This window comes from Kitasatospora sp. NPDC101801 (genome assembly GCF_044766665.1).
Lineage (GTDB): Bacteria > Actinomycetota > Actinomycetes > Streptomycetales > Streptomycetaceae > Kitasatospora.
In genome coordinates, this window is record NZ_JBIWML010000008.1 from 37,060 (window position 1) to 62,087 (window position 25,028).

23 protein-coding genes are annotated in these 25,028 nt (G+C 72.3%); 16 read left to right on the plus strand and 7 right to left on the minus strand.

The genetic code is table 11. The annotated features are described in order from the left end of the window. The first annotated feature begins 41 nt into the window (after positions 1-41). Positions 42-257, plus strand: coding sequence for a dodecin (locus tag ACIRPK_RS12880; protein WP_184915732.1), 216 nt, complete (start codon positions 42-44; stop codon positions 255-257). 36 nt (positions 258-293) lie between these two features. Here the strand turns inward: ACIRPK_RS12880 and ACIRPK_RS12885 are convergent, their stop codons facing one another. Genes ACIRPK_RS12885 through ACIRPK_RS12895 form a run of 3 tightly spaced genes read right to left on the minus strand, consistent with a single transcriptional unit; the run spans position 294 to position 3,156 of the window. Next, positions 294-1,112, minus strand: a complete 819-nt coding sequence (locus ACIRPK_RS12885) for a heme ABC transporter ATP-binding protein (RefSeq protein WP_403036988.1) — start codon at positions 1,110-1,112, stop codon at positions 294-296. Further along, positions 1,103-2,164, minus strand: a complete 1,062-nt coding sequence (locus tag ACIRPK_RS12890) for a FecCD family ABC transporter permease (protein ID WP_403036991.1) — start codon at positions 2,162-2,164, stop codon at positions 1,103-1,105. The genes ACIRPK_RS12885 and ACIRPK_RS12890 overlap by 10 nt, the downstream gene beginning before the upstream one ends. After that, the gene (locus ACIRPK_RS12895; RefSeq protein WP_403036993.1) at positions 2,161-3,156 is read right to left on the minus strand and encodes a hemin ABC transporter substrate-binding protein; all 996 of its coding nucleotides are present in this window, start codon (positions 3,154-3,156) and stop codon (positions 2,161-2,163) included. Before ACIRPK_RS12895 ends, ACIRPK_RS12890 begins: the two co-directional genes overlap by 4 nt. A 160-nt stretch (positions 3,157-3,316) precedes the next feature. On the opposite strand from ACIRPK_RS12895, the gene ACIRPK_RS12900 reads away from it, so the two are divergent. Beyond that, positions 3,317-4,777, plus strand: a complete 1,461-nt coding sequence (locus tag ACIRPK_RS12900; protein WP_403036996.1) for an HtaA domain-containing protein — start codon at positions 3,317-3,319, stop codon at positions 4,775-4,777. Between the two features lie 39 nt (positions 4,778-4,816). Then, entirely contained in the window at positions 4,817-6,931 is a 2,115-nt protein-coding gene (locus ACIRPK_RS12905; RefSeq protein WP_403036999.1) for an HtaA domain-containing protein, read from the plus strand. A gap of 59 nt (positions 6,932-6,990) precedes the next feature. Here the strand turns inward: ACIRPK_RS12905 and ACIRPK_RS12910 are convergent, their stop codons facing one another. Both ACIRPK_RS12910 and ACIRPK_RS12915 read right to left on the minus strand, forming a co-directional pair. Further along, on the minus strand, positions 6,991-7,659 hold the full coding sequence (locus ACIRPK_RS12910; RefSeq protein ID WP_403037002.1) for a heme oxygenase (biliverdin-producing): 669 nt from the start codon (positions 7,657-7,659) through the stop codon (positions 6,991-6,993). A gap of 211 nt (positions 7,660-7,870) precedes the next feature. Further along, entirely contained in the window at positions 7,871-8,359 is a 489-nt protein-coding gene (locus tag ACIRPK_RS12915; protein ID WP_403037005.1) for an inorganic diphosphatase, read from the minus strand. Between the two features lie 94 nt (positions 8,360-8,453). Here ACIRPK_RS12915 and dacB point away from each other — a divergent pair, with 94 nt between their 5' ends. The 6 genes from dacB (at position 8,454) to folE (ending at position 16,386) form a co-directional block, all read left to right on the plus strand. Continuing rightward, complete coding sequence (dacB, locus tag ACIRPK_RS12920) at positions 8,454-9,896, plus strand: D-alanyl-D-alanine carboxypeptidase/D-alanyl-D-alanine-endopeptidase (protein ID WP_403037007.1); 1,443 nt, start codon at positions 8,454-8,456, stop codon at positions 9,894-9,896. A 387-nt stretch (positions 9,897-10,283) separates the two neighbouring features. Next, positions 10,284-11,438: a zinc-dependent metalloprotease gene (locus ACIRPK_RS12925; protein WP_403037010.1), complete on the plus strand. Its 1,155-nt coding sequence runs from the start codon at positions 10,284-10,286 to the stop codon at positions 11,436-11,438. A 222-nt stretch (positions 11,439-11,660) separates the two neighbouring features. After that, positions 11,661-12,785: a tRNA lysidine(34) synthetase TilS gene (gene tilS / locus ACIRPK_RS12930; RefSeq protein ID WP_403037013.1), complete on the plus strand. Its 1,125-nt coding sequence runs from the start codon at positions 11,661-11,663 to the stop codon at positions 12,783-12,785. A gap of 67 nt (positions 12,786-12,852) precedes the next feature. Then, on the plus strand, positions 12,853-13,407 hold the full coding sequence (hpt, locus tag ACIRPK_RS12935) for a hypoxanthine phosphoribosyltransferase (RefSeq protein WP_350670525.1): 555 nt from the start codon (positions 12,853-12,855) through the stop codon (positions 13,405-13,407). 244 nt (positions 13,408-13,651) lie between these two features. Continuing rightward, on the plus strand, positions 13,652-15,679 hold the full coding sequence (gene ftsH / locus ACIRPK_RS12940; protein ID WP_403037016.1) for an ATP-dependent zinc metalloprotease FtsH: 2,028 nt from the start codon (positions 13,652-13,654) through the stop codon (positions 15,677-15,679). Positions 15,680-15,777: 98 nt separating this feature from the next. Further along, positions 15,778-16,386: a GTP cyclohydrolase I FolE gene (gene folE / locus ACIRPK_RS12945; RefSeq protein WP_403037018.1), complete on the plus strand. Its 609-nt coding sequence runs from the start codon at positions 15,778-15,780 to the stop codon at positions 16,384-16,386. A 235-nt stretch (positions 16,387-16,621) separates the two neighbouring features. Here the strand turns inward: folE and ACIRPK_RS12950 are convergent, their stop codons facing one another. Then, a complete protein-coding gene (locus tag ACIRPK_RS12950; RefSeq protein WP_403037021.1) occupies positions 16,622-17,374 on the minus strand; it encodes a ferritin-like domain-containing protein in 753 nt (250 codons plus the stop codon). A gap of 423 nt (positions 17,375-17,797) precedes the next feature. Between ACIRPK_RS12950 and ACIRPK_RS12955 the strand changes: the two genes are divergently transcribed. The 7 genes from ACIRPK_RS12955 to ACIRPK_RS12985 all read left to right on the plus strand — a co-directional run bounded on the left by ACIRPK_RS12955 (position 17,798) and on the right by ACIRPK_RS12985 (position 24,296). Beyond that, the gene (locus tag ACIRPK_RS12955; protein ID WP_403037024.1) at positions 17,798-19,636 is read left to right on the plus strand and encodes a phosphatidylglycerol lysyltransferase domain-containing protein; all 1,839 of its coding nucleotides are present in this window, start codon (positions 17,798-17,800) and stop codon (positions 19,634-19,636) included. A 286-nt stretch (positions 19,637-19,922) separates the two neighbouring features. Beyond that, positions 19,923-20,780, plus strand: coding sequence for a dihydropteroate synthase (gene folP / locus ACIRPK_RS12960; RefSeq protein WP_403037027.1), 858 nt, complete (start codon positions 19,923-19,925; stop codon positions 20,778-20,780). A 44-nt stretch (positions 20,781-20,824) separates the two neighbouring features. Further along, positions 20,825-21,319, plus strand: a complete 495-nt coding sequence (locus tag ACIRPK_RS12965; protein WP_403037029.1) for a nuclear transport factor 2 family protein — start codon at positions 20,825-20,827, stop codon at positions 21,317-21,319. A 222-nt stretch (positions 21,320-21,541) separates the two neighbouring features. Then, entirely contained in the window at positions 21,542-21,901 is a 360-nt protein-coding gene (folB, locus tag ACIRPK_RS12970; protein ID WP_403037416.1) for a dihydroneopterin aldolase, read from the plus strand. Positions 21,902-21,944: 43 nt separating this feature from the next. Then, complete coding sequence (gene folK, locus ACIRPK_RS12975; protein ID WP_403037032.1) at positions 21,945-22,544, plus strand: 2-amino-4-hydroxy-6-hydroxymethyldihydropteridine diphosphokinase; 600 nt, start codon at positions 21,945-21,947, stop codon at positions 22,542-22,544. 132 nt (positions 22,545-22,676) lie between these two features. After that, complete coding sequence (locus tag ACIRPK_RS12980) at positions 22,677-23,165, plus strand: DUF3180 domain-containing protein (protein WP_403037035.1); 489 nt, start codon at positions 22,677-22,679, stop codon at positions 23,163-23,165. 105 nt (positions 23,166-23,270) lie between these two features. Next, on the plus strand, positions 23,271-24,296 hold the full coding sequence (locus tag ACIRPK_RS12985) for a hypothetical protein (RefSeq protein ID WP_403037038.1): 1,026 nt from the start codon (positions 23,271-23,273) through the stop codon (positions 24,294-24,296). A 60-nt stretch (positions 24,297-24,356) separates the two neighbouring features. On the opposite strand, the gene ACIRPK_RS12990 is transcribed toward ACIRPK_RS12985, so the two are convergent. Beyond that, on the minus strand, positions 24,357-24,932 hold the full coding sequence (locus tag ACIRPK_RS12990) for a TerD family protein (protein WP_403037040.1): 576 nt from the start codon (positions 24,930-24,932) through the stop codon (positions 24,357-24,359). Between the last annotated feature and the right edge of the window lie 96 nt (positions 24,933-25,028).

Consider the following 25,028-nt stretch of genomic DNA (forward strand, 5'->3'; position numbering starts at 1 on the left):
GGGCACGGTGGGACCGGGGGCGCACCGATGGGAGAAGAGCCATGAGCGAACACGTGTACCGGGTCACCGAGATCGTCGGTTCCTCGACCGAGGGGGTGGACGCGGCGATCCGGAACGGGGTCGGGCGGGCCTCGCGGACACTGCGCAACCTGGACTGGTTCGAGGTCACGCAGATCAGGGGGCACATCGCCGACGGCGGGGTCGCGCACTTCCAGGTGGGGCTGAAGGTCGGCTTCCGGCTGGACGACGAGGACTGACCCGCACCGGGGCTGCCCGCCCCGGCGGCGGGCAGCTCAGTGCCGGGACGGCAGGACCAGCGGGACGCCGCTGACCGGGTGCGGGAAGACGTCCACGGGGTGTGCGTACACCTCGGTCAGCAGCGGGGCGTTCAGCACCTCGGCGACCGGTCCTTCGGCCACTGCGCGGCCGCCCGCGAGCAGCACCACGCGGTCGGCGTAGGCGGCGGCCAGCGAGAGGTCGTGCAGCACCACCACCACGGCGTCGCCCGCCTCGGCGCGGTCCCTGGCCACCCGCAGCACCAGCTCCTGGTGGCGCAGGTCGAGGGCGGCGGTGGGCTCGTCGAGCAGCAGCAGCGCGGCCCGCTGGGCGAGCACCCGGGCCAGCGCGATCCTGGCCCGCTCGCCGCCGGAGAGCGCGGTGAACGGACGGTCCACGAAGGCGGCCGACTCGGTCGCGGCCAGCGCGGCGGCCACCGCCGCGTCGTCCTCCTGCTCGGCCGCCGTACCGGCCCAGGGCGCGCGGCCCATCCGGACCACCTCGCCGGCCGGGAACGGGAAGGAGAGCGCGGCGGACTGCGGCAGCAGCGCCCGGTGCAGGGCGAGTTCGGCCGGGCGGTAGCCGGCCAGCGGGCGACCGCCGAGGGTGACCGTGCCGGAGGTCGGGGCGACATCCCCGGCCAGCACCGAGAGCAGGGTGGACTTGCCGGCCCCGTTCGGCCCGAGCAGGGCGAGCACCTCGCCGGACCGGACCACCAGGTCCACCCCGCCGAGCAGTTCGCGGCCCTCGACCTCCAGCCGGAGGCCGGCCGCGGTGAGCAGTTCGGCGCCCGGGAGCGGACGTTCGGGCACCTGGCGGCGTCGCTTCACGCCCAACCCCCTTGCTTGGTACGGGTCCGGCGGAGCAGCCAGAAGAAGAACGGGCTGCCGATCAGCGCCGTGAGCACGCCGAGCGGCAGTTCGGCGGGCTGGGCCAGGGTGCGGGCGGCCAGGTCGCCGAGCACCAGCACCAGCGCGCCGGCCAGCGCGCTACCGGGCAGCAGGAAGCGGTGCCCGGGACCGGCCAGCATCCGCAGCAGGTGCGGGACGACCAGGCCGACGAAGCCGATGATGCCGCTCACCGAGACGGCGGCGGCGGTCAGCAGCGCCACCACGGTGATCAGCACCAGCCGCATCCGCTCGACGTCCACGCCGAGGTGCCTGGCCGGGCGCTCGCCGAGCGCCAGCAGGTCCAGCTTCCGGGCGTGGAACGGCGCGACGGCCAGGCCGAGCAGGGCGAACGGCAGGACCGCCAGCACCTTGCCCCAGGTCGCCTGGGAGAGCGAGCCGAGCTGCCAGAAGGTCACCTGGTTGATCGCGGCGCTGTCGGCGGTGAACAGGAAGATGCCGATCAGCGCGCCGCAGAAGGCGTTCACCGCGACCCCGGTGAGCACTAGGGTGACCACCTCGGTCCGGCCGCCCGAGCGGGACATCGCGTACACCGCGAAGACCGTCAACAGGCCGGTGACGAAGGCGAAGACGGTGACCGTCCAGCTGCCGAGCGCGTCCAGGCCGAGCACGATGCAGGCGACCGCGCCGACCGCGCCGCCGGAGGACACCCCGATCACGCCGGGCTCGGCCAGCGGATTGCCGAAGACGCCCTGCATCAGCGCGCCGGCGCAGCCGAGCGAGCCGCCGACCAGGAGGGCCAGCACCACTCGGGGGAAGCGGACGTTCCAGAGCACCGACTCGGGCACCCGGTCGAGCGCGTGGCCACCGAGGCCGACCCGGTGCGCGACCGAGGCGAGCAGGTCGCCGAGCGGGATGCGGTACGCGCCGACCCCGGCCGCGAGCAGCGCGGCGACCAGCAGGGCGAGCCCGAGCCCGGCGGTGAGCAGGGTGCTTCGGCTGATCCTGGGGCGGGTCAACGGGAGGGCGGTGGCGGTCACTTGGCGGTCCCGTAGAGCTGGTCGGAGATCGACCTGAGCACCTCGGGGGTGCGCGGGCCGTAGCTGAGCAGGATGCCGTCCGGCACCGAGACCACCCGGCGGTCGAGGCCGGCCGGGGTCTGGGCGACGCCGGGCAGCTTGAGCATCCCGTCGATGCCGCCGACCGAGTCCAGGCCCTTGCTCATCACCAGCAGGGCGTCGGGGGCGGCCTTGACCAGCGCCTCGCTGGTGAGCGGGGTGAAGTCACCGGTCAGCCCGGAGGCGGTGCCCGCGTCCACGCCGCCGACCGCGTCGATCAGCGAGCCGGCGCCGGAGTCGGCGCCGCCGAGCAGGAAGACCGAGGCGCTGCCGCGCAGGTAGAGGAAGGCGACCTTGGGCTTGGCGCCGGTGGGCCGGACGGCGGCCTGCACCTCCTTGGTGCGGGCGGCGGTCCGCTCGGTCAACTGCCTTCCGGCGTCCGGCACTCCGAGGGCGGCGGCGACCTTGGCGATCCGGCTGTCGATGTCGGAGAGCTGCTTGGCGTCGTCCAGCACGATCAGCGGGACCCCGGCAGCACGGATCTGGTCGATCGCCTCGGCCGGGCCGGTGGACCGGTCGGCCAGCACGACGGTGGGGTGCAGCGAGAGCACACCCTCGGCGGAGACGTCGTGCGCCTGGGTGATCACCGGCAGCGCGGCGGCCTGCTCGAAGGTGGTGGAGACGTCCCGGGCCACCACCCGGTCACCGAGGCCGAGGCTGAACACCAGCTCGGCCAGGCTGCCGCTGAGCGGGATGATCCGGTCGGCGGCGGACACCGTGACCTGGCGGCCGTCGGCCGAGGCGACGGTGGCGGGCAGCACGGGGGTGGCGGCGGCCAGCGGCTCGACCCGGTCGGGCGCGGCCGGGGCCTTCGCCGTCCCGGACCCGGCGGCGGTGCCACCGCAGGCGGCCACGGTGGCCAGCAGCAGGGCGAGGCCCAGCGCGCGGGCCCGGTCTCGGATGGTCCCGGTCAACTGCTGCTCCTTAGCTGGGTGCTGACACGTCCGGATCGGGAAGCCGCAGTGGACCCGGGGTGACTCTTGACGCATATATTAGGTTAGCCTTACCTGAGATTCGCAAGGGGGGGCTCTGCTGAGCCCACTCCGAACCCATGCTGCCGAGGAGCGCTTCGCCATGCTCGTACCGCGACGTCTGCGCCGCCTTGCCGCCACCCTGGTCGCGGTGCTCGCGTCGCTGCTGCTGGTCGTCCTGCCGAGTGCCCCGGCACTGGCGGCGTCCGGCACGGTCGCCGGCGGGCGGCTCGACTGGGGGTTGAAGCAGTCCTTCCTCAGCTATGTCACCGGCCCTATCGCCAAGGGCAGTTGGGGTCTCACCGGTGGGGCGGCCACGGTCGGCGGCAGCGCCTTCCGGTTCCACTCGGCGACCGGGACGTACGACCCGGAGAGCGGTGCGCTGACGGCCGCCTTCTCCGGTGGGTTCACCTTCAAGGGCCATGAGGCCAAAGGCAGTTACGGCCTCGACATGAAGCTCAGCCGGTTCACCCTGAAGGCCGGCGGCAGCGGCGCGGGCCTGTACGCCGACGTCAGCAGCAAGGCCAAGGACACCGGCGTGGTGAGCAACGCCACCCAGGCCAAGCTGGTCGACCTCGGCCTGGACGGACTCGACCTGCGCGGCCGGTCCGGCACCCTGACGCTCTCCAACGTGCCCACCACGCTGACGGCTTCGGGCGCGGTGGCGTTCGGCAACTTCTACACCGCCGGCACCGCGCTGGACCCGCTGACCGTCTCGGTCGACGTCAAGGCCGCCGCCGCTGCCACCCCGGCCGCCCCGTCCACCCCGCCGGCCGGCACCCCGGCGACCACGCCGCCGCCCCCGGCCGCCGCCACCGAGACCCCGGCGGCCCCGCCGGCCGCGACCCGGACCGAGTTCGCCCAGGGCGCGCTCGACTGGGGCGTCCGCCGGACCTTCCGGGACTACGTCACCGGCACCATCGCCAAGGGCGACTGGCAGCCGGCCGACGGCGCCGCCGACGGCGGCGCGTTCTTCCGCTGGACCCCGGCCAAGGGCAGCTACGACCCGGCCACCGGCGAACTGACCGCCGCCTTCACCGGCGCCGTCCGGTTCCGCGGCATGAAGACCGGCGACGTGTACGGGCTCGACCTGAGCCTGACCAACCCTGCGGTGAAGGTGGCCGGGGGCAAGGGCACGCTGCTGGCCGACGTGTCCGGCAGGACGGTGAGCGGTGCGGCCCAGCAGCTCCTGGCCGTCCCGCTCGGCACCTTCGACGCGGCCGCGCTCAAGCCCGAGGGCGGTCTGCTCAAGGCGACCGACCTCCCGCTGCTGCTCACCGAGGACGGCGCCAAGGCGTTCGGCGGGCTCTACCCGGCGGGCACCGCGATGGACCCGCTGAGCTTCGCCGTCGCCCTCGACCCGGCCGCCACCCTCCCCCCGCTGCCGAACCTCGGCAGCACCCCGACCGTCACCCCCGCCGCCCCGGCGTCCGCTGCGCCGGTCGCGGCGGTCACCGGCCAGGGGTCCTCGCCCTGGCCGTGGATCGCCGTCGGCGGCGGAGTGACGGCCGCCGGTACGGCCGTGGCCGTCACCCTGCTGGTCCGGCGTCGCCGGACCGTCTGAACTCTTCCCCGCCGCCGTTCCCGAAGGAGTACCAGCACCATGTCCGTCACCGCCAAGATCGCCCGCCGCAACCGCACCCCTCTTCCGGCCCTGGCCGCCGTCGTGGTCGGGCTCGGTCTGACCGCACTCGGCATGCCGTCGGTGGCCTTCGGCGCGGGGCCCGGCACGGTGGTCTACGACCAGGGCTCGCTGGACTGGGGCGTCAAGGAGTCCTTCCGCAAGTACCTGGAGGGCCCCGCCTCCCAGGGCGGCAAGATCGAGCTGACCGGCGGCACCACCCGGAACGCCGAGGGCAGCTTCCACCTGGACGGCAGCGGCGCGTACGACGGCACCGCCCACACGCTCAGCGGTGCCTTCACCGGCGGACTCCACTTCACCGGCCACCAGGGCCAGTTGGACATCGCGCTGACCGACTTCAAGCTCACCACCGCGGGCTCCACCGGCACCATCACGGTGGACGCGGTGACCGCCGAGACCACCGAGGACCCGACCACCAAGGCGAAGAGCACCAAGCTGGTCACGCGCTCGGACGTCCCGCTGGTCACCTTCGCGGTCGGCCGCGACACCACCACCGGGGTGGCCACCCCGACCACGCTGACCGAGGACGGCTCCAAGGCGTTCGGCGGCTTCTACCAGGCCGGTGCGGCGATGGACCCGGTCAAGCTGGTGCTGACCAAGTCGACGCCGTCGCCGTCCGCGAGCCCGTCCGCCTCGGCCTCTCCCTCTCCTTCTCCCTCGGCATCGGCTTCGGCTTCGGCCTCTGCGTCGGCGAGCCCGAGCGCGCCGTCCGAACTGCCGATCGTGGACGGCGTCCTGAACTGGGGCGTCAAGAAGTCCTTCGTCAGCTACCTGACCAGCCCGGCCGCTGCGGGCAAGGTGGAGTTCGGCGCCGGTGCGGCCGACTTCCGGTTCGGCGGCGGCAGCGGCGCGTACGACACCAGGACCCACGCCGTCACGGCCGGGTACCAGGGCTCGGTGCGCTTCCTCGGCCACCCGAAGGACGGCGGCTACGAGCTCGACCTGACCTTCGCCAACCTGGCCGTCGCGGTGGACCAGGGTGGGGCGTTCCTGACCGCCGATGTGAAGTCCAAGGCGCTGGACGGCAAGGTGACCGAGCTCAAGGGCGTCCGGACAGCCGCGCTGGACGTGTCCAAGGCCAACTTCGCGCCGGTCAACGGGGTGGTGACGCTGACCGAGCTGCCGGCCACCCTGACCGCCGACGGTGCGGCTGCCTTCGGTGGCTTCTACGGCGCCGGTACCGCGCTCGACCCGGTCAGCGCCACGCTCGCCTTCCGGAAGACCGCCCCGTCGCCCTCCGCTTCGCCCTCTGCTTCGCCGTCGGCGAGCGCCTCGCCGTCCGCCCCCGCCTCGCCGTCCGCGAGTGCCTCACCGACCCAGGCACCCGCCGAACTGCCGATCCTGGACGGTGCGTTGGACTGGGGCGTGAAGGAGTCCTTCCGTGCCTACCTGAAGACCCCGGCCGCTGCGGGCAAGGTGGAGTTCGGCGCCGGTGCGGCCGACTTCCGGTTCGGCGGCGGCAGCGGCGCGTACAACACCAAGACGCACGGGGTGACGGCCGGGTTCAAGGGTTCGGTGCGCTTCCTCGCCCACCCGAAGGACGGCGGCTACGAGCTCGACCTGACCTTCGCGGATCTCGGTTTGCGGGTGGAGCAGGGTGGGGCGTTCCTGACCGCCGACGTGAAGTCCAAGGCGCTGGACGGCAAGGTGACCGAGCTCAAGGGTGCCAAGGTCGCCGCGCTGGACGTGTCCAAGGCCAACTTTGCGCCGGTCAACGGCGTGGTGACGCTCCATCAGCTCCCGGCCGCCCTGACGGCCGAGGGCGCCTCGGTCTTCAGCGGCTTCTACCAGGCCGGTGCGGCGCTCGACCCGGTCACCGCCTCGCTGGTCTTCGACAAGGGCGCCACGGTGCCCACCCCGGCCCCGGGCACCGGCGGTACGGTCACCCCTGCCCCGGCCCCGGGCGGCAGCACCGGCGGCGGCGCGGTGCTGACCAGCAGCGGCGGCTCCACCGGCGGCGAGCTGGCCTCCACCGGGATGGACACCCCGATAGTCCCGCTGGTCGCCACGGCGGCCGGGCTGCTGCTGCTCGGTGGCGGCACCACGGTGCTGCTGCGCCGTCGCACCGTCAGGTAGGACCGGCAGACGCCGTTGCCCCCTGGTGAACTTCACCAGGGGGCAACGGTGTTGAGGAATCAGGCGCTGAGCGGGTAGCGCAGGTCCAGGTCCGAGAAGATCGCGCCGTTCAGCGCGAACGCCTTCTTGGTCTCGTCGGTCACCCGGCGGCGCTCCACCTCGTCCAGCGCCTCGCCGGCCGCGTCGAGCCTGGAGCGGTAGTCGCGCTTGAACGCGGCCGGGTTCTCGACCTGCTCGAAGACGTAGAAGTGCACCCCGGGGCCCTTCTTCTCGAAGCCCCAGGTCTTCTCGGCTATGCCACGGATGATCTGACCGCCCGACAGGTCACCCAGGTAGCGGGTGTAGTGGTGGGCCAGGTACCCGGCCGGCCAGGTGTCGATCAGCTGCTCCAGCCGGGCCACGTACGCGGCGGTGGCGGGCGAGGCGGTCAGCCCGGCCTGCCAGTCGGCGCCGCGCAGGTGCAGCAGGTCGGCCTCCAGGGCGGCGGTGCGGAACAGCGCCGGGTCGATGAACGGACCGATCACCGGGTGCTCGGCGAGCTCGGCGGCCCGGCCCTCCAGTGCCCGGTAGACGAACCAGAGCTGCCCCGAGAGCTCCGCGTAGGCCTCCACACCTAGCCGCCCGTTGAGCAAATGCCCCATGAACGAGGAGGATTCGGCGGCCTCGTGCTCGGCGGCACTGGCGGTGCGCAGCACGACGGAGAACGGGGTGGGCTCAGGGCTGGTCATGCGGACCTCCGGTTGGGGCGGATGCTGGCCCTGATTCTTATGGTTAGCCTTACCTAAGTCAACATGATGCCGACAGGCTGTCGGGAAAAGTGCCGGCACCGGGCCGCCCGCATCGGTACCGACTACCGCCGAAGGACAGAAAAACGGCCGGGGCGAGCATCTCTGCTCGCCCCGGCCGGGGTGGCCCGCTGGGCCGGTGTCGGTGCCGGGCTCAGTGGCCGGACTCCTCGTGGCGCTTGATCGAGGCGACGATCTCGGCCTCGGCCTCGACGCGGCCGACCCAGTCGGCGCCCTCGACGGACTTGCCGGGCTCCAGGTCCTTGTAGACCTCGAAGAAGTGCTGGATCTCCAGGCGGTCGAACTCCGACACGTGCTGGATGTCCTGCAGGTGCTCCCAGCGCGGGTCCGTCGCCGGGACGCAGAGCAGCTTGTCGTCGCCGCCGGCCTCGTCGGTCATCTTGAACATACCGATGGCGCGGCACTTGATCAGGCAACCCGGGAAGGTCGGCTCCTCCAGGATGACCAGCGCGTCCAGCGGGTCGCCGTCGTCCGCGAGGGTGCCCTCGACGTAGCCGTAGTCGGCCGGGTAGCGGGTCGAGGTGAAGAGCATCCGGTCCAGACGGAGGCGACCGGTCTCATGGTCGACCTCGTACTTGTTCCGCGAGCCCTTCGGAATCTCGATCAGGACGTCGAACTCCAACGGTTCCTCCAAGGTAGGGACTGACAGAATCCAAGTGTCTCCTACGGGAGGGTGTGCTCAGGAAAGGGGCCGGTCGGTGCAGCGAGGTGCAGGGGTGGGGCGTGGTCGCCGGATGGCGCTCGCCGGGATGCTCGGGGTGGCGCTGACGGCGAGTGCGCTGAGTCCGGCGTGGGCCGATCCCAGCCCGGGCGCGACGCCCGGGAAGACCGGCAGCGGTACGCCGCAGCCGCCGACCGCCGCCGGGCTCAAGGCCGTTGCCACCGGCGGTCCGGTGCTGGCCGCCAGCACGACCGGGGCGGAGGGCATGCCGACCACCGCCGGACTCCAGCGCGACCTGGCCGCGCTGCTCCAGGACAAGGCGCTCGGCACCCTCAACTTCGCCATCACCGACGGAGCCACCGGCCAACTGCTGTACGGCGCGGGCGAGAACACCCCGGCCACCCCCGCCTCCACCACCAAGCTGCTCACCGCGCTGGCCGCGCTCGAGCTGATCCCCGGCGACACCCGGCTGACCACCAAGGTGGTCAAGGGCACCGCACCGGACGAGATCGTGCTGGTCGGCGGCGGCGACCCGACCCTGTCCACGCTGCCCGCCGACCAGGTCAAGGTCGGCGGCCTGCCGGTGGACCCCGACACCGCCCCCGCCACCGTGGCCGAGCTGGCCAAGCGGACCGCCGCCGCCCTCAAGGCGGCCGGGCTGAGCTCGGTCAAGCTCGGCTTCGACGTCTCGATGTACACCGGCCCGGCGAATCACCCGCAGCACGACGCGATGAACATCGCCACCGTCACCCCGCTGATGGTGAACGAGGGCCGGATCGACCCGAAGTCCCCCGACGAGGCCCCGGCCCGGGTCTTCGACCCGGCCGGCCAGGCCGCCGACGCCTTCGCCGCGGCGCTCGGCGCCGAGGGCGTGACCGTCCAGGGCAAGCCCAAGCCCGGCGTGGTCGCCGCGGCCGGCGCCCAGCCGGTCGCCGCCGTCGAGTCGCCCACCGTCGCCCGGCTGGTCGAACGCCTGCTCACCACCTCGGACAACACCCTCAGCGAGGCGATGGCCCGTCAGGTCGCGATCGCCGCCAAGCAGCCCGCGAGCTTCGAGGGCGCCTTCGCCGCCACCCGGCTGACCCTGGAGAAGCTCGGCGTCCCGATGGCGGGCGTGGTCCTGCACGACGGCAGCGGTCTGCACACCGGCAACCAGATCTCGCCGCTGGTGCTCTCCAAGGTGCTGGCGCTGGCCGCCTCACCCGAGCAGCCGCGGCTGCGGCCGGTGCTCACCGGCCTGCCGATCGCCGGCTTCACCGGGACGCTGCTCAGCCGGTTCGGCGTCGCGACCCGGGCGCAGAACGGCATCGGCATCGTCCGGGCCAAGACCGGCACCCTGGCCGGCAGCGGCATCCACACCCTGGCGGGCACCGTCCTGGACGCCGAGGGCCGGGCACTCGCCTTCGCCCTGATGACCCGCACCACGGCCGCACCCGACGCGGCCCGCGCGGCCGTCGACCGGGTCGTCGGCCAACTCGCCACCTGCGGCTGCCACTAGGCAGGTGCCCAGCCCGCTACGGAGTCAGGGGCTCGGGGCTGTGCTGTTGTGCGGCTCCGCCGCGTGGGCGACGCCGGCCTCTTGGCAGGTGGTTCGGGAGAGTCAGGGGCTCTGCTGTTGTGCGGCTCCGCCGCGTGGGCGACACCGGCCTCTTGGCAGGTGGTTCGGGAGAGTCAGGGGCTCTGCTGTTGTGCGGCTCCGCCGCGTGGGCGACGCCGGCCCTTGCAAGGTGATCGTCGCGTAGGTGCTCAGGGACTTTCGCAGTGACCCGCACGCCAGATCCCCTCGCAGTTCCCCGAGCCCCTGGGCAGTGCAACTGAACGCCCTGCCTACAGCGCAGCCCCGAAGCATCTGCCCGAGCCGCTGGTGGTCCCGTACGGTGAGGGCATGACGAGCGCTAGCGGCGGGGCTGGGATGGTCGACTGGGATCTCGCGGTCGCGACGGCGACCCGGCTGGCGAGGTCGGGTCCGGAGGTGAGTCGGGCCGAGGCACGGGCGGTGGTCTCGGAGCTCCGGCGGCACGCGCTGGAGGCGGAGGAACACGTCCGCGCCTTCACCCGGATGGGATCGAGCAGCCTGCTGACCACGGCCGCCACCCCGGTGCTGGTGGTGGACCGGCCGGGGTGGATCAGAGCCAACGTGGCGGGCTTCCGGACCGTCGTCCGGCCGCTGGTGGAGAAGTTGCAGTCGCGTCGCTCGGACTCGCCCGGTTCGGCGGCGCTGGGCTCGCTCGGCGAGAAGGCCACCGGGGTCGAGGTCGGTGCGGTGCTGGCGTTCCTGTCGGGTAAGGTGCTCGGTCAGTACGAGACCTTCGCCCCGGCCGAGTTCCCCGGTGCGCTGCCGGTGGCGCCGGACAGTCCGGCCGGGATCCTGGAGACGCCGCGGCAGGCGCTCCCGCCGCTGACCCCGGGGCGGCTGCTGCTGGTGGCGCCGAACATCGTCCAGGTCGAGCGCGAGCTGGACGTGAACCCGCACGACTTCCGGCTCTGGGTCTGCCTGCACGAGGAGACCCACCGGACCCAGTTCACCGCCGTCCCGTGGCTGCGCGACCACATCCAGTCCGAGGTGCAGTCCTTCCTGGCGCAGACCGACGTCGACCCGGTGGCGCTGCTTGACCGGGCCAGGGACCTGCTGGCCGGGCGGGGGGAGGAGCGCCGGGGGAGTCTGCTGGAGGTGGTCCAGTCCCCGCAGCAGCGGGACACGCTGAACCGGCTGACGGCGGTGATGTCCCTGCTGGAGGGGCACGCCGACGTGGTGATGGACGGGGTGGGCCCCGCCGTGGTGCCGAGCGTGGCGGAGATCCGGGAGAAGTTCCAGCGGCGCCGGGCCGGTGGCGCCGGCCGGCTGGACCTGGTGGTCCGGCGGCTGCTCGGGATGGACGCCAAGCTGCGGCAGTACCAGGACGGGGCGGTCTTCGTCCGGGGCGTGGTGGACCGGGTCGGGATGGACGGCTTCAACCGGGTCTGGACCTCGCCGAACACGCTGCCGACCCGTGACGAGATCCACAATCCGGGCGCCTGGGTGGCCCGGGTCACCGCCTGAGACCGGTCCGGGCGGCCGGGTCGTCCGTACGTTCGCGCCGGTTGACCCGTTGGCTGCGGATGAACGTTTCTTCATTCACTCGTACGTGGGACGGTGGTCGTACCGGTGGCGCGGGTGGCGTAGCCGGTGCCCGGATTCTGCGACCATCTGTGAGCACCCGGTGACCGTGCGCTGACGCCGCGTCACCATCTGCTCCGCCTCTCCGCCAAGGAGTGCTTACCCGTGGGACCACACCCCGCTGTCGCGGCGATACGCCTCGCCGTCCGCCGTACCCTCGCCGAACTCGCCGCAGACCTGGGCGAGACCACCCCGGCCGCCCGGGCGCCCCGCAGCCGCCCGTCCGAGCTCGCCCTGAGCGGTGCCGCCGGTGTCACCACCCTGATCGGCAACGCCCGCCGACACCCCTCCGGCCTGCCCCGCACCCCCGCCGCGCCCGGTTCGCCGCTGGTGCTGGTCGCGGTCAGCGGCGGCGCCGACTCGATGGCACTGGCCACCGCGACCGCCTTCGAGGCGCCCAAGCTCGGCCTGCGGGTCGGTGCGGTGACGGTGGATCACGGACTCCAGGCCGGTTCGGCCGAGCGGGCCCAGCAGGTCGCCGAGCGGCTGCGCGAGCTGGGTCTGGACCCGGTGGAGGCGGTCCCGGTCCTGGTGGGCCGTCAGGGCGGCCCGGAGAACGCCGCCCGGGAGGCCAGGTACGCCGCGCTGGACGACGCCGCCGAACGGCTCGGCGCGGCGGCCGTGCTGCTCGGTCACACCAGGGACGACCAGGCGGAGACCGTGCTGCTCGGCCTGGCCCGGGGCTCCGGCTCCCGTTCGCTGGCCGGGATGCCCGCCCAGAAGGGCCGCTACCGCCGCCCGCTGCTGGAGCTCGACCGGGCCGCCACCCGGCAGGCCTGCTCCGCCCAGTCGATCCCGGTCTGGGACGACCCGCACAACAGCGACCCGGCCTACACCCGCTCCCGGGTCAGGCACGAGGTGCTGCCGGTGCTGGAGAAGCACCTCGGCGCCGGCGTGGTCGAGGCGCTGGCCAGGACCGCCCGGCTGTTCCGGGACGACGCGGACGCGCTGGACCAGTGGGCCGCGCTGGCCGAGCGCGACCTCCGGACGGCCGAAGGGGCGCTGGACGTCACAAAGCTGGCCGAACTGCCCTCGGCGGTCCGCCGCCGACTGCTCCGCCGGGCCGCGCTCAGGGCGGGCTGCCCGGCCGGTGACCTGTTCGCCCGTCACCTGGAAACCGTGGACCTGCTGGTGACCGGCTGGCGCGGCCAGGGGCCGTTGCACCTACCCGGTGGCGTGGAGGTCACCCGTAGGTGTGGCACGCTGGTGTTTCGGCGACAGAGCGACTGACGAGTGAACACCTGGTCGCAGGGCCGCCGCCGACACAGGACCCCGAACGTTTGAGGACGTATCCCCGGTGGATCACAACGACATGGGCGCCGACCTGGCGAAGGTGCTCATCAGCAAGGACGAGATCGACGCCAAGCTGCTTGAGCTGGCCGAGCGGATCGACCAGGACTACGCCGGACGGGATCTGCTGATCGTCGGCGTGCTCAAGGGCGCCGTGATGGTGATGGCCGACCTGGCCCGCGCGCTGCACTCGCAGGTGACGATGGACTGGATGGCGGTCTCCTCCTACGGGATGGGCACCAAGTCCTCCGGCGTGGTCCGGATCCTGAAGGACCTCGACACCGACATCGCCGGCCGGGACGTCCTGATCGTCGAGGACATCATCGACTCCGGTCTGACGCTGTCCTGGCTGCTGGGCAACCTGGGCTCGCGCGGCCCGGCCTCGCTGGAGGTCTGCACGCTGCTCCGCAAGCCCGACGCGGCCAAGGTCGAGATCGACGTCAAGTACGTCGGGTTCGACATCCCGAACGAGTTCGTGGTCGGCTACGGCCTGGACTACGCGGAGAAGCTCCGCAACCTGCCGTTCATCGGCACGCTGGCCCCGCACGTCTACGGGGGCTGACGGACCGTCCGACGACAGCTGCCCCAATCGGGCGACGGGCGGGAACAGTGCGATGTTCCCGCCCGTTGTGCCGGGGTAGGAAAATACGTCGTAGTCGTGGTGCTCTCGCCTCGGGTGGAGAGGACTGCGGTACGGTCCCATTAACCGCTCTTCTGATGAGCACATACCCGGAATGCGCCGACGGCCCACAGCCGTGCAGCGCCGTTGAGTGGCAGGAGGGACGGGGCGGAAACGCCCCGCATGGATGGACGTCAAACGATACTTCCGTGCGCCGATCATGTGGATCGTGCTGGCCGTCCTAGCCGTCATTGTGCTGATGCAGGTCGTCTCCGACTCGAGCGGCTCCAAGACGGTGGACACCAGCCAGATCGTGGCTGCGATCAACAACAATCAGGCGAAGTCGGTGCAGATCACCACCGGCGACTCGAATCTGATCAAGGTCGAGCTGAGGGACGGTCAGAAGCTGCCGGTTGGCAGCAATGGCAAGGTTCCCTCCGGCTCCAAGTTCCAGGCCTCGTACATCGGAGACCAGGGCGCCGCTGTCGCGGACGACCTGAGCAAGAACCCCGGCCTGGTTCCCAACGGTTACACCGTCGTCCCCGAGAAGCAGTCGACCTTCGTCAGCGTCCTGCTGTCGATGCTGCCGATCGTCATCATCGTGCTGGTCTTCCTCTTCCTGATGAACCAGATGCAGGGTGGCGGCTCGCGGGTCATGCAGTTCGGCAAGTCCAAGGCCAAGCTGCTGACCAAGGACACCCCGAAGACCACCTTCTCCGACGTCGCGGGCGCCGACGAGGCGGTCGAGGAGCTCCACGAGATCAAGGAGTTCCTGCAGGAGCCGGCCAAGTTCCAGGCGGTCGGTGCCAAGATCCCCAAGGGCGTGCTGCTGTACGGCCCGCCCGGGACGGGCAAGACCCTGCTGGCGCGTGCCGTGGCCGGCGAGGCGGGCGTCCCGTTCTACTCGATCTCCGGCTCGGACTTCGTCGAGATGTTCGTCGGTGTCGGTGCCTCCCGGGTCCGCGACCTGTTCGAGCAGGCCAAGGCGAACGCTCCGGCGATCGTCTTCGTCGACGAGATCGACGCGGTCGGCCGGCACCGCGGGGCCGGCCTCGGCGGCGGTCACGACGAGCGCGAGCAGACCCTCAACCAGCTGCTGGTCGAGATGGACGGTTTCGACGTGAAGGGCGGCGTCATCCTGATCGCCGCCACCAACCGCCCGGACATCCTCGACCCGGCGCTGCTGCGCCCCGGCCGTTTCGACCGCCAGATCGCGGTCGACCGCCCGGACCTGATGGGCCGCCTGGAGATCCTCAAGGTGCACCAGAAGGGCAAGCCGGTCGCGCCGGACGTCGACCTCAAGGCCGTCGCCAAGCGCACCCCCGGCTTCACCGGTGCCGATCTCTCCAACGTCCTGAACGAAGCCGCCCTCCTGACGGCCCGTTCGGACAAGAAGCTGATCGACAACAACATCCTGGACGAGGCCATCGACCGGGTCGTCGCCGGACCGCAGAAGCGCACCCGGATCATGTCCGACAAGGAGAAGAAGATCACCGCGTACCACGAGGGCGGTCACGCCCTGGTCGCGGCGGCTTCCCCCAACGCGGACCCGGTGCACAAGATCACCATCCTGTCCCGCGGCCGGGCCCTGGGTTACACCATGGTGCTCCCGGACGAGGACAAGTACTCGACCACTCGCAACGAGATGCTCGACCAGCTGGCGTACATGCTGGGCGGGCGCGCGGCGGAGGAGCTGGTCTTCCACGACCCGACCACCGGCGCCTCGAACGACATCGAGAAGGCCACCGCCACCGCCCGCGCCATGGTCACCCAGTACGGGATGACCGAGCGGCTGGGTGCGATCAAGTTCGGCACGAGTGACTCCGAGCCGTTCCTGGGCCGCGAGATGGGCCACCAGCGCGACTACTCGGAAGAGGTCGCCGGGCTGGTGGACGAGGAGGTCAAGAAGCTGATCGAGAACGCGCACAACGAGGCCTGGGAGATCCTGGTCGAGAACCGCGACGTGCTCGACAACCTGGTGCTGGAACTCCTCGAGAAGGAGACCCTGAACAAGGAGCAGATCGCCGAGATCTTCCGCTCCATCGTCAGGCGCCCGGCCCGGCCGGCCTGGACGGGCTCATCCCGTCGTACGCCGTCCACCCGTCCGCCCGTGCAGTCCCCGAAGGAGCTGGCGCTCACCAACGCCGCCCAGTCGGAGATCGCCGCCCCGGTGGTCGACACGGTCAAGCAGCCCGAGGCCCCGGCCGAGAGCTGACCGACCGTACGGAATGGATGCCGCGCCACCAGGGTTTGTACCCTGGAGGCGCGGCATTCGTGCTGTCGGCCCTTCCCCTTGAACCAAGCGAGGCACAGATGATCGACCCGGTGACCCTGGAGCAGGACGCCGCCGCCATCGGGACGTTCGACCAGAAGCGGGCCGAGAACGCGGTCCGCGAGCTGCTGCTCGCGATCGGTGAGGACCCGGACCGCGAGGGCCTGCTGGAGACCCCGGCCCGGGTGGCCCGCGCGTACAAGGAGATATTCGCCGGGCTCTGGCAGGAGCCGGAGGACGTCCTCACCACCACCTTCGACCTCGGCCACGACGAGATGGTGCTGGTCAAGGACATCGAGGTGTTCTCCACCTGCGAGCACCACCTGGTGCCGTTCCGCGGCGTCGCGCACGTCGGGTACATCCCGTCCACCAGCGGCAAGATCACCGGCCTCTCCAAGCTGGCCCGCCTGGTCGACGTCTACGCCCGCCGCCCCCAGGTCCAGGAGCGGCTGACCAGCCAGGTGGCGGATTCGCTGATGCGGATCCTGGAGCCGCGGGGTGCCATCGTCGTCATCGAGTGCGAGCACATGTGCATGTCGATGCGGGGCATCCGCAAGGTCGGCGCCAAGACCATCACCTCCGCGGTCCGCGGGCAGCTCCGCGACCCGGCCACCCGCGCCGAGGCGATGAGCCTGATCATCGGCCGGTAACCGGCCCTCCGGGGCTTGGCAGACGCCTCGGACGAAGCAGGGGCCCGGGGCCCTGCTGATGTGCGGCTCCGCCGCGGGGGCGACGCCGGCCCGGGCACGGTGATCGTCGCGTGGGTGGTCAGGCACTTTCGCCGTGACCCCGGCGCCGGATCTCCTCGCCCGGGCGGCGGGCCGCAGATCAGCGGAGCCCCGAGCCCCTGGGCAGTGCCGGGCCGATGCCCGGAGCCAGGCGGCCTCAGCCGAGGGCGTTGCGTTTGGCGGGCATCGCGAGGGTGACCATCCGGCGCCAGCCGACGGTGCGTTCGTAGAGGTAGAGGACGTGCAGGCCGGCCGCCAGCAGGAGCCGCTGGTAGCGGGGCCACCGGAGGATGCGTCCCATCGCGCCCATCACGGCCAGCCCGACGTCGCGGTGGGTGCGGATCTCGGCCCGCGCGATCGACTCCAGGGTGTGCCGGATGTACGGCTCGTGGCCCGCCGCCGCGAGCCGGAGCAGCTCCTCGTGGCAGTACGCCAGGTGGTTGTCCTCGTCGGCGGAGATCATCCGGAGCGCCTTCTCGAGCTCCGGGTTGGAGCTGTACGCCTTCACCAGCTGCCGCATCTGTTCCGAGGCACGCTGCTCGGTGACCCGGCTGTGGGCCAGGTAGGTGATGATCTCCCGGTCGTCGAGCGGGGTGGCGGACTTCAGGCGGTGGTGGGAGAGGCCGATGCCCTGGCGTTCGAGCAGCATGCAGTAGTCGGTGTCGAGCGGGATCGAGACCTTGCTCAGGCCACGCTTGTTGAGCAGCTGGGTGAAGATCCGGCCGTGCTTGCGCTCGTCCGCGCCGTGCCGGGCGATCTTGGGGGCGAGCACCGGGTCGGTGGTGAGTTCGGTGATCCGCTCGTTCTCCCAGCCGCCCTGGTCCTCGCCGCCGGCCGCGACGCTGCAGAACAGCTGGTACGCCTCGTCGTGGGCGTAGATCTGGTGGAAGAGCGCACGGGTACTGAGCATGGATCTCTCCTACTGAACTTCCGTCAGCACGGCGGTCCGGTCGGTGGCCTGACCCGAGCCGGTCGCACCGGGGTCCCGGAACATCGTGCGGCGAGCGGCCGGGCCGGGGCCACCGGAGCTGCGCCGGACGGGTAGCCGCCACCGGGGCTCCGGGGGCGCAACCGAGGGCCTAGAATGCGGCGTCCACCCGTGTGCGGCGCCGATCCGCGCCCCGCGTGCACCACCAGGCCCCCACCCGCCGTTCGGCGGGGCGGGCGCACCCGTCCCCAGGGCTCTGCCGTCGCCGGGGGCTCCAGCAACTACCGTACTGGGGCTCCAACTTGACGGTCCGATTGCCAGATCAAGGATTTGTCATGAAGGTTCATCACGACTCCTCCTACGGAGTGACAGAACGGACCGCCACAGCACCTACGCTGACTCTCCATGAGCGTTCCAGTGTCCGTTGAGCCGTCCGTCGAGGCGCCGGAGGAGCAGCCGCGCCGCAGGTTCCAGCACCTGCGGACGCAGGCCGCCTCGGTGCCCCGTGCCTGGCTGCCCGGTGCGGTCGGGTACGCCGCGCTGCTGATCGGTCTCGTCGACATCGCCTGTGCGGTGTTCCCCAAGCTGCGCAACACCAAGATGCACTGGCTGGCCGGCCAGCTGCCCGGCGGCACCACCACGCTGGCCGCGGCGGGCACCCTGATGGTCGGCCTGCTGCTGGTGATACTGGCGCACGCCCTGCGCCGCCGGAAGCGCCGGGCCTGGCGCGCGGTCTGCGTGCTGCTTCCGATCGGGGCCGGCCTGCACCTGCTGCGCTGGCACCAGGTCGGTCCGGCGGTGATCTCGCTGGTGCTGTTCGTGGTGCTGCTGGTGCACCACCGCGAGTTCTACGCCAAGGCCGACCCGCGCACCCGCTGGCGGGCGGTGGTCGCGTTCGTCCTGCTGACCCTGGTCAGCGTCGGGCTCGGCCTGGTGATCGTCGGTGTCAGGCACGGGGCCGAGATCGGTGACCCGGGCCTGTTCGAGCGGCTGCAGCACGTGGCGTACGGCCTGTTCGGCTTCGAGGGCCCGATCGACTACCGCAACGACCGGGTCGCCTGGTACGTCGGCTACTCGCTGGGCGCGCTCGGCCTGCTGACCGCGGGCACCACCGCGTACCTGGCGCTGCGGCCGGAGCGGCCGCAGCCGGAGCTGACCGCCGAGGACGAGGTCAGGGTCCGGGCGCTGCTCGACAAGCACGGGGCCCGGGACTCGCTGGGCTACTTCGCGCTGCGCCGGGACAAGAGCGTGCTGTTCTCGCCGACCGGCAAGGCGGCGATCTCCTACCGGGTGGTCTCCGGCGTGATGCTCGCCTCCGGCGACCCGGTCGGCGACTACGAGGCGTGGCCCGGGGCGATCAAGCTCTTCATGGCCGAGGCCAGGGAGCGGGCCTGGGTGCCCGCGGTGATGGGCTGCAGCGAGCTGGGCGGCGAGATCTGGACCCGGGAGGCGGGCCTGGACGCGATCGAGCTCGGCGACGAGGCGATCGTCGACGCCACCACCTTCTCGCTCTCCGGCCGGGCGATGCGCAACGTCCGGCAGATGGTCAAGCGGATCGAGCGCAACGGCTACTCCTGCCAGGTCCGCCGGGTCGGGGACCTCAGCCAGGAGGAGAAGCACCGGATCGCCGACGCCGCCGCCCGCTGGCGCGGCACCGACACCGAGCGCGGCTTCTCGATGGCGCTCGGCCGGTTCGGCGACCCGGGCGACGACGACTGCGTGGTGGTCACCGCCCACAAGGCGCCCGAGGAGGGCGAGAGCGGCGACGACCTGAAGGCGGTGCTGCACTTCGTCCCGTGGGGTGCCGACGGCATCTCGCTGGAACTGATGCGGCGTGACCGGGCGGCCGATCCGGGGCTGAACGAGCTGCTGATCGTGGCGGCCCTGCAGGCCGTGCCGGCGCTCGGGGTGCGGCGGGTCTCGCTGAACTTCGCGATGTTCCGCTCGGCGCTCGCGCGCGGGGAGCGGATCGGGGCGGGGCCGGTGCTGCGGGCCTGGCGGGGGCTGCTGGTGTTCTCCTCGCGGTGGTTCCAGATCGAGTCGCTGTACAAGTTCAACGCGAAGTTCCAGCCGGAGTGGGAGCCGCGGTTCCTGGTGTATCCGCAGACCAGGGATCTGCCGCGGATCGGCTTCGCCGCGATGCAGGCGGAGGCGTTCATCACGCTGGGGATGCCGAGGTTCGGGCGCAAGCGGCAGCGGCTTGGGCTGATGCCGGAGGCTGCGGCGCTGCCGAAGGCGGCCTAGGGAGGGGGCTCGGGCGCTGCGCTGTAGGCGGGCGCTCGGGCATCTACGGTCCAGGGGCTCGGGGCTGCGCACTTTTGGCAGGCGCTCAGCGGTCGACTACCCAGGGGCTCGGGGAACTGCGAGGAGGTCTGGCGTTCGGGTCACTGCGAAAGTGCCTGACCACCCACGCGGCGATCACCTTGAACGAGGCCGGCGTCGCAGTTCCCCGAGCCCCTGACCGTAGAGCTGAAGCACCTGCCAAAAGGGTCGGCGGCGCCCGCGCGGCGGAGCCGCACATAATGGCCGGATGAGCAACCTGCCCGGGCTTCCGCGTCTTGATCGCTGCGCTGTGATGGGGGTGGTCAACGTGACCCCCGACTCGTTCTCGGACGGGGGGTTGTGGCTGGACCCGGCGGCAGCCGTGGCGCACGGGCTGGCGTTGACGGAGCGGGGTGCCGACCTGGTCGACGTGGGTGGGGAGTCGACCCGGCCGGGGGCGCGGCGGGTGACGGAGCAGGAGGAGCTGCGGCGGGTGATCCCGGTGGTCCGGGAGCTTGCGGCGGCGGGGGTGGTGGTGTCGGTGGACACCATGCGGGCGGCGGTGGCCGAGCAGGCGGTGGCGGTCGGGGCCCGGTTGGTGAACGACGTGTCGGGCGGGCTGGCCGATCCGGGGATGGCGGCGGTGGTGGCGGCCACCGGGGCGCCGTTCGTGGTGATGCACTGGCGCGGGCAGTCCGCGGACATGGACAGGCTGGCGGTCTATCAGGACGTGGTGACCGATGTGGTGGCCGAGCTGAAGGACCGGATGGCGGCGTTGACCGCGGCGGGGGTGAGGGAGGATCAGCTGGTGCTCGATCCGGGTCTGGGCTTCGCCAAGACCGAGGAGCACAACTGGGCCCTGCTCGGCCGGCTGGCCGAGCTGACCGCGCTCGGGCGGCCCGTCCTGGTGGCCGCTTCGCGCAAGCGGTTCCTGGGTACGCTGCTCGCCAACCCGGGAACCGGGGAGCCGCGCCCGGCCAGGGAGCGGGACGACGCCACCGCGGCCGTCTCGGTGCTGTCGGCCAGGGCGGGTGCGTGGGCGGTCCGGGTGCACGACGTGGCCGGCACCGCCGACGCCGTACGAGTGGTGGCGGCCTGGGAACGGGCGGCACGAAGGGGGCGGTGAGATGGGCCCCGGAGGGGATGCTGGCTTGGCACTGCGGAGGAAGCATGGCGGGTGACGGCAGGTCGACCGATGACCGGGCGACGGCGGCGGCGTTGGACCGCGATGCCGTCCTGGCAGCCAACCAGGCGCTCTACGAGGCGCTGGAGAACGGGGACCTGGAGGGCGTCGAGGCCGCCTGGCTGGGCCCCGGTGAGGCGGACGACAAGACCGGGGCGGTCTGCGTGCACCCCGGCTGGCCGGTGCTGCGCGGCCGGGCCCAGGTGACCCGTTCGTACATGTTGATCATGATGAACACGGAGTACATCCAGTTCTTCCTGACCGATGTGGAGTGCGAAGTGCAGGGCGATGTGGCCCTGGTCACCTGTACCGAGAACATTCTGTCCGGCGGGGAGGCCGAGGAGGACGGTGAGCTCGGCCCGCTGGTGGGTGGGAAGGTGGTCTCCACCAATCTGTTCCGCCGGACCCCGACCGGCTGGAAGCTCTGGTCGCACCACGGTTCACCCGTGCTGACCAGCGGTGACGACGAGGAAGAGGACTGACGCCCGACCAGGGCGGCGGGGAATCCGGCCGTGGCCGGAAGTGTTGTCGCGACGTGCACCGGATGTTCACGTCAATGGCCGTTCCGGCGCGCGTGGCGCCGCGCGGTGCCGGGTAGGACGGTCGGGGTTCGTCGTCGCCCGCAGGTAGATTCGAAGGTCGCGGGCGACGAGGCCCGGTGCCCCGCCCTGCGCGGGGCCTGTTCACAGGGGAGAAGTGAGTTGCTGGACCGCGTCACACTGCGGGGCCTCCGCGCCCGGGGTCACCACGGCGTCTTCGAGCGCGAGCGGATCGAGGGCCAGACCTTCGTGGTCGACCTGGTGCTGTACCTGGACACCCGCCCGGCGGCCTCCGGCGACGACCTGACCCGTACCGCGCACTACGGCGTGGTGGCCGAGGAGGTCACCGCGATCATCTCCGGCGAGCCGGTCGACCTGATCGAGACGCTGGCCCAGCGGATCGCCGACCAGTGCCTGAAGCACGCCGCCGTCGAGGAGGTCGAGGTCACCGTGCACAAGCCGGACGCCCCGATCACCGTCCCGTTCGACGACGTCACGATCACCATCCACCGGGGCCGCGCGTGACGTCCGTGCCCCGTCCCGCCCCCGAAGCCGCAGAGGGATCTTGATGAGCACCAGCGACCCGACCGCCTCGCCGACCACGTTCGACCTGGAACGCCGGGTGGACACCGCCGACTCGACCCTGCACAACCCGCGCAGCGCGGTAGTCGCCCTCGGCAGCAACCTGGGCAACCGCCTGGAGACCCTGCAGGGCGCGGTGGACGCGTTGGAGGACACCCCCGGGGTGCGGATCACCGCCGTCTCCGCGGTGTTCGAGACCGAGGCGCTGGGCGGCCCGGACGAGCAGCCCACCTACTTCAACGCCGTCGTGGTGCTGCGCACCACGCTGCCGCCGCACTCCCTGCTGGAGCGCGCCAACGCGGTCGAGGACGCCTTCGGCCGGGTCCGCACCGTCCGGTGGGGCCCGCGCACCCTGGACGTCGACATCCTGGCGTACGAGGGCGTCACCAGCGACGAGCCGGAGCTGCTGCTGCCGCACCCCCGGGCGCACGAGCGGGCCTTCGTGCTCGCCCCGTGGCAGGACGCCGACCCGGACGGCGAGCTGCCGGGCCTGGGTCGGGTGGCCGACCTGCTCAAGGAGATCGCCGACCTGCCCGGTCAGAGCGTCCGGCGCCGGGAGGACATCCAGCTCCGGCTGCCCGAGTGAGATCCGCCGATCGCCGGCGGGTCCAGGAACTTCCCGATCCGGTCGGCCGTCCGACCGGGTGAGCGCCGGTACGGTGGGCTGACCAGCCGTCAGGATCTCGCACCGCCCGTTCACCCGCCGGGAAGGACCTCCGTGAAGCCGCTCCGCCTCCGCCTGCTGCTCGCCATCGCCGCCGTGGCGACGGCGCTCGCCTGGGCCGGTGCCCGGCTGTGGGACTCGCTGGGCCACCTGCCCGGCGTGCCCGCGGCCGCCCCGATCGTGCTCGCGGCCGTCGCGGTCGTCCTGCTGGCCACCGCGATCTCGCTCCGGTCCCGGCTCAAGGCGGTCCGCGAGCGGCAGCCCGGGGCCAAGGGCGTGGACCCGCTGGGCGCCGCCCGGGCGGTGGTGCTGGCCCAGGCCAGTGCCCTGGTCTCGGCGCTGATGACCGGCGTGTACGCGGGCACCGGCATCCACCTGCTGAGCCAGCTGGACAACCCGGCCCGCTCCTCGCAGGCGATCACCGCCGGCTTCGCCGTGCTGGCCGGGGCCGCGGTGGTCGCCGCCGCGCTCTGGCTGCAGCACGTCTGCCGGCTCCCGGAGGACCACGAGGGGCCGACCGGCCCGGCCCCCTCGCCGCGCTGACGGGGCGTCGGGAAGCGGTCACCGGCGGTGGCCGTGACGGACTGTCAAGAGCGGAAAACGAACCCAGGCTGACAGCGCCCCAATTCGCACGCTAGTTTCTTTGGCATGTCTCGCGGACGCCACCGGCACTCCTCCCTCCTCGGCCGCTCTGTGCCGCCGATCGCCATCGGCGTACTCGTCGTCGCCGCCCTCGGTGCACTCGCGGCCAGTCCGGACACCCTCGTGGTGCGTTCGGTCGGGATCGCGGCGGTGCTCGCCGCGGTCGGGGTCGGCGTGGTGCTGCGCCAGCGCGACCGCACCGCCCGGGTGGCCGCCGAGCTGGCCGCCACCCGCCGGAAGCGGTCCGAGGAGCGCTTCGAGGAGCAGCTCGCCGAGGCCGAGTACGCCGCCGAGGTGGCCGAGGAGCGGGCCACCCGGTTCGGCCGCCGGCTGACGGCGGAGAAGTCCCGGTTGGCCAAGGCCGAGACCGAGATCGCCCGGCTGCTCCGGGAGCGGGCCGTGAGCGTGGCCGAGCAGGCCCTCAAGGAGGCCGAGGCGCACCAGCGGGCGCTGGCCGCCGCCCGGCCCAAGTACCCCGCCTCCCCGGCCGCCTACGTCCGCGCGGCGTCCGTCCTGCGGCAGCTGGAGCAGGAGGCCGACCGGGCCGAGGCCCGGCGGGAGAGCGACCAGCGGGCCGCCGTGGTGCTCCGCCCGGCCGCGCTGCCGGAGACCGTCCCGACGGTCCGTCAGCTCGGTGCCGCGCCGGAGCGTCCGGTGCTGTCCGCGCCGGGGGCCTCGGCCGAGTCCGTGGTCGCGGTCCGGCAGCGGGCCAGGCCCGCCTCCCGGGTGCCGAACTTCAGCTTCTTCGGCCGCAGCGGTGCGGCCGGTGCCGCCGCCGTCCGGGCGGCCGCCCCGGCGCCCGCCGTGGGCAGCGTGACCGAGCTGGGCGCCCAGGGCGACCTGGCCGACGTGCTCGGCGACGAGGCGCTCGCCGAGAGCGCCCGCTACGCCGCCCGGCAGCAGCCCGCCGAGCAGCCGGTGGCCGCTCCGGAGCCGGACGAGCAGCACGCCAGGCCCGAGGTGGTCGACCTGACCCCGCACGACGACACCGAGATCATCCAGGTCGCCCAGCTCCGGGCCGAGCTGGGCTGACCCGGGCACGACCGAGGGGCGCGGGGAGTGATCCCCGCGCCCCTCGGTCGTGCCGGATCGTCAGATGCTGACGCCGAAGTCCTGGGCGATCCCCGCCAGGCCGGAGGCGTAGCCCTGGCCGATGGCGCGGAACTTCCACTCGGCGCCGTTGCGGTACAGCTCGCCGAAGATCATGGCGGTCTCGGTGGCCGCGTCCTCGGAGAGGTCGTAGCGGGCGATCTCCGCCTCGCCGGCCTGGTTCAGCACCCGGATGTAGGCGTTCCGGACCTGGCCGAAGCTCTGGCCGCGGGTGGTGGCGTCGTAGATCGACACCGGGAAGGTGATCCGGGCCGCCTCGGCCGGCAGGCCGGCCAGGTTGACCTTGATGACCTCGTCGTCGCCGGCACCCTCACCGGACCGGTTGTCGCCGGTGTGCACCACGGTGCCGCCGGGAGCGCTGGTGTTGTTGAAGAAGACGAAGTGCTCGTTGGTCAGCACCTTGCCCTCCGCGTTCAGCACGATGGCGCTGGCGTCCAGGTCGAACTCGGCACCGGTGGTGGTGCGTACGTCCCACCCGAGGCCCACGTTGACCGCGGTGAGGCCGGGGGCCTCCTTGGTGAGCGAGACGTTGCCGCCCTTGGAGAGGCTCACTGGCATGGTGTGGTGTCCCTTCGTCGCTTTTGTCGGAAGAACGCGAGCGGCGGGGCCGGTGGTTCCTGCCGCGGCCGCCAATTTCTCATGCCGGGACCCCGG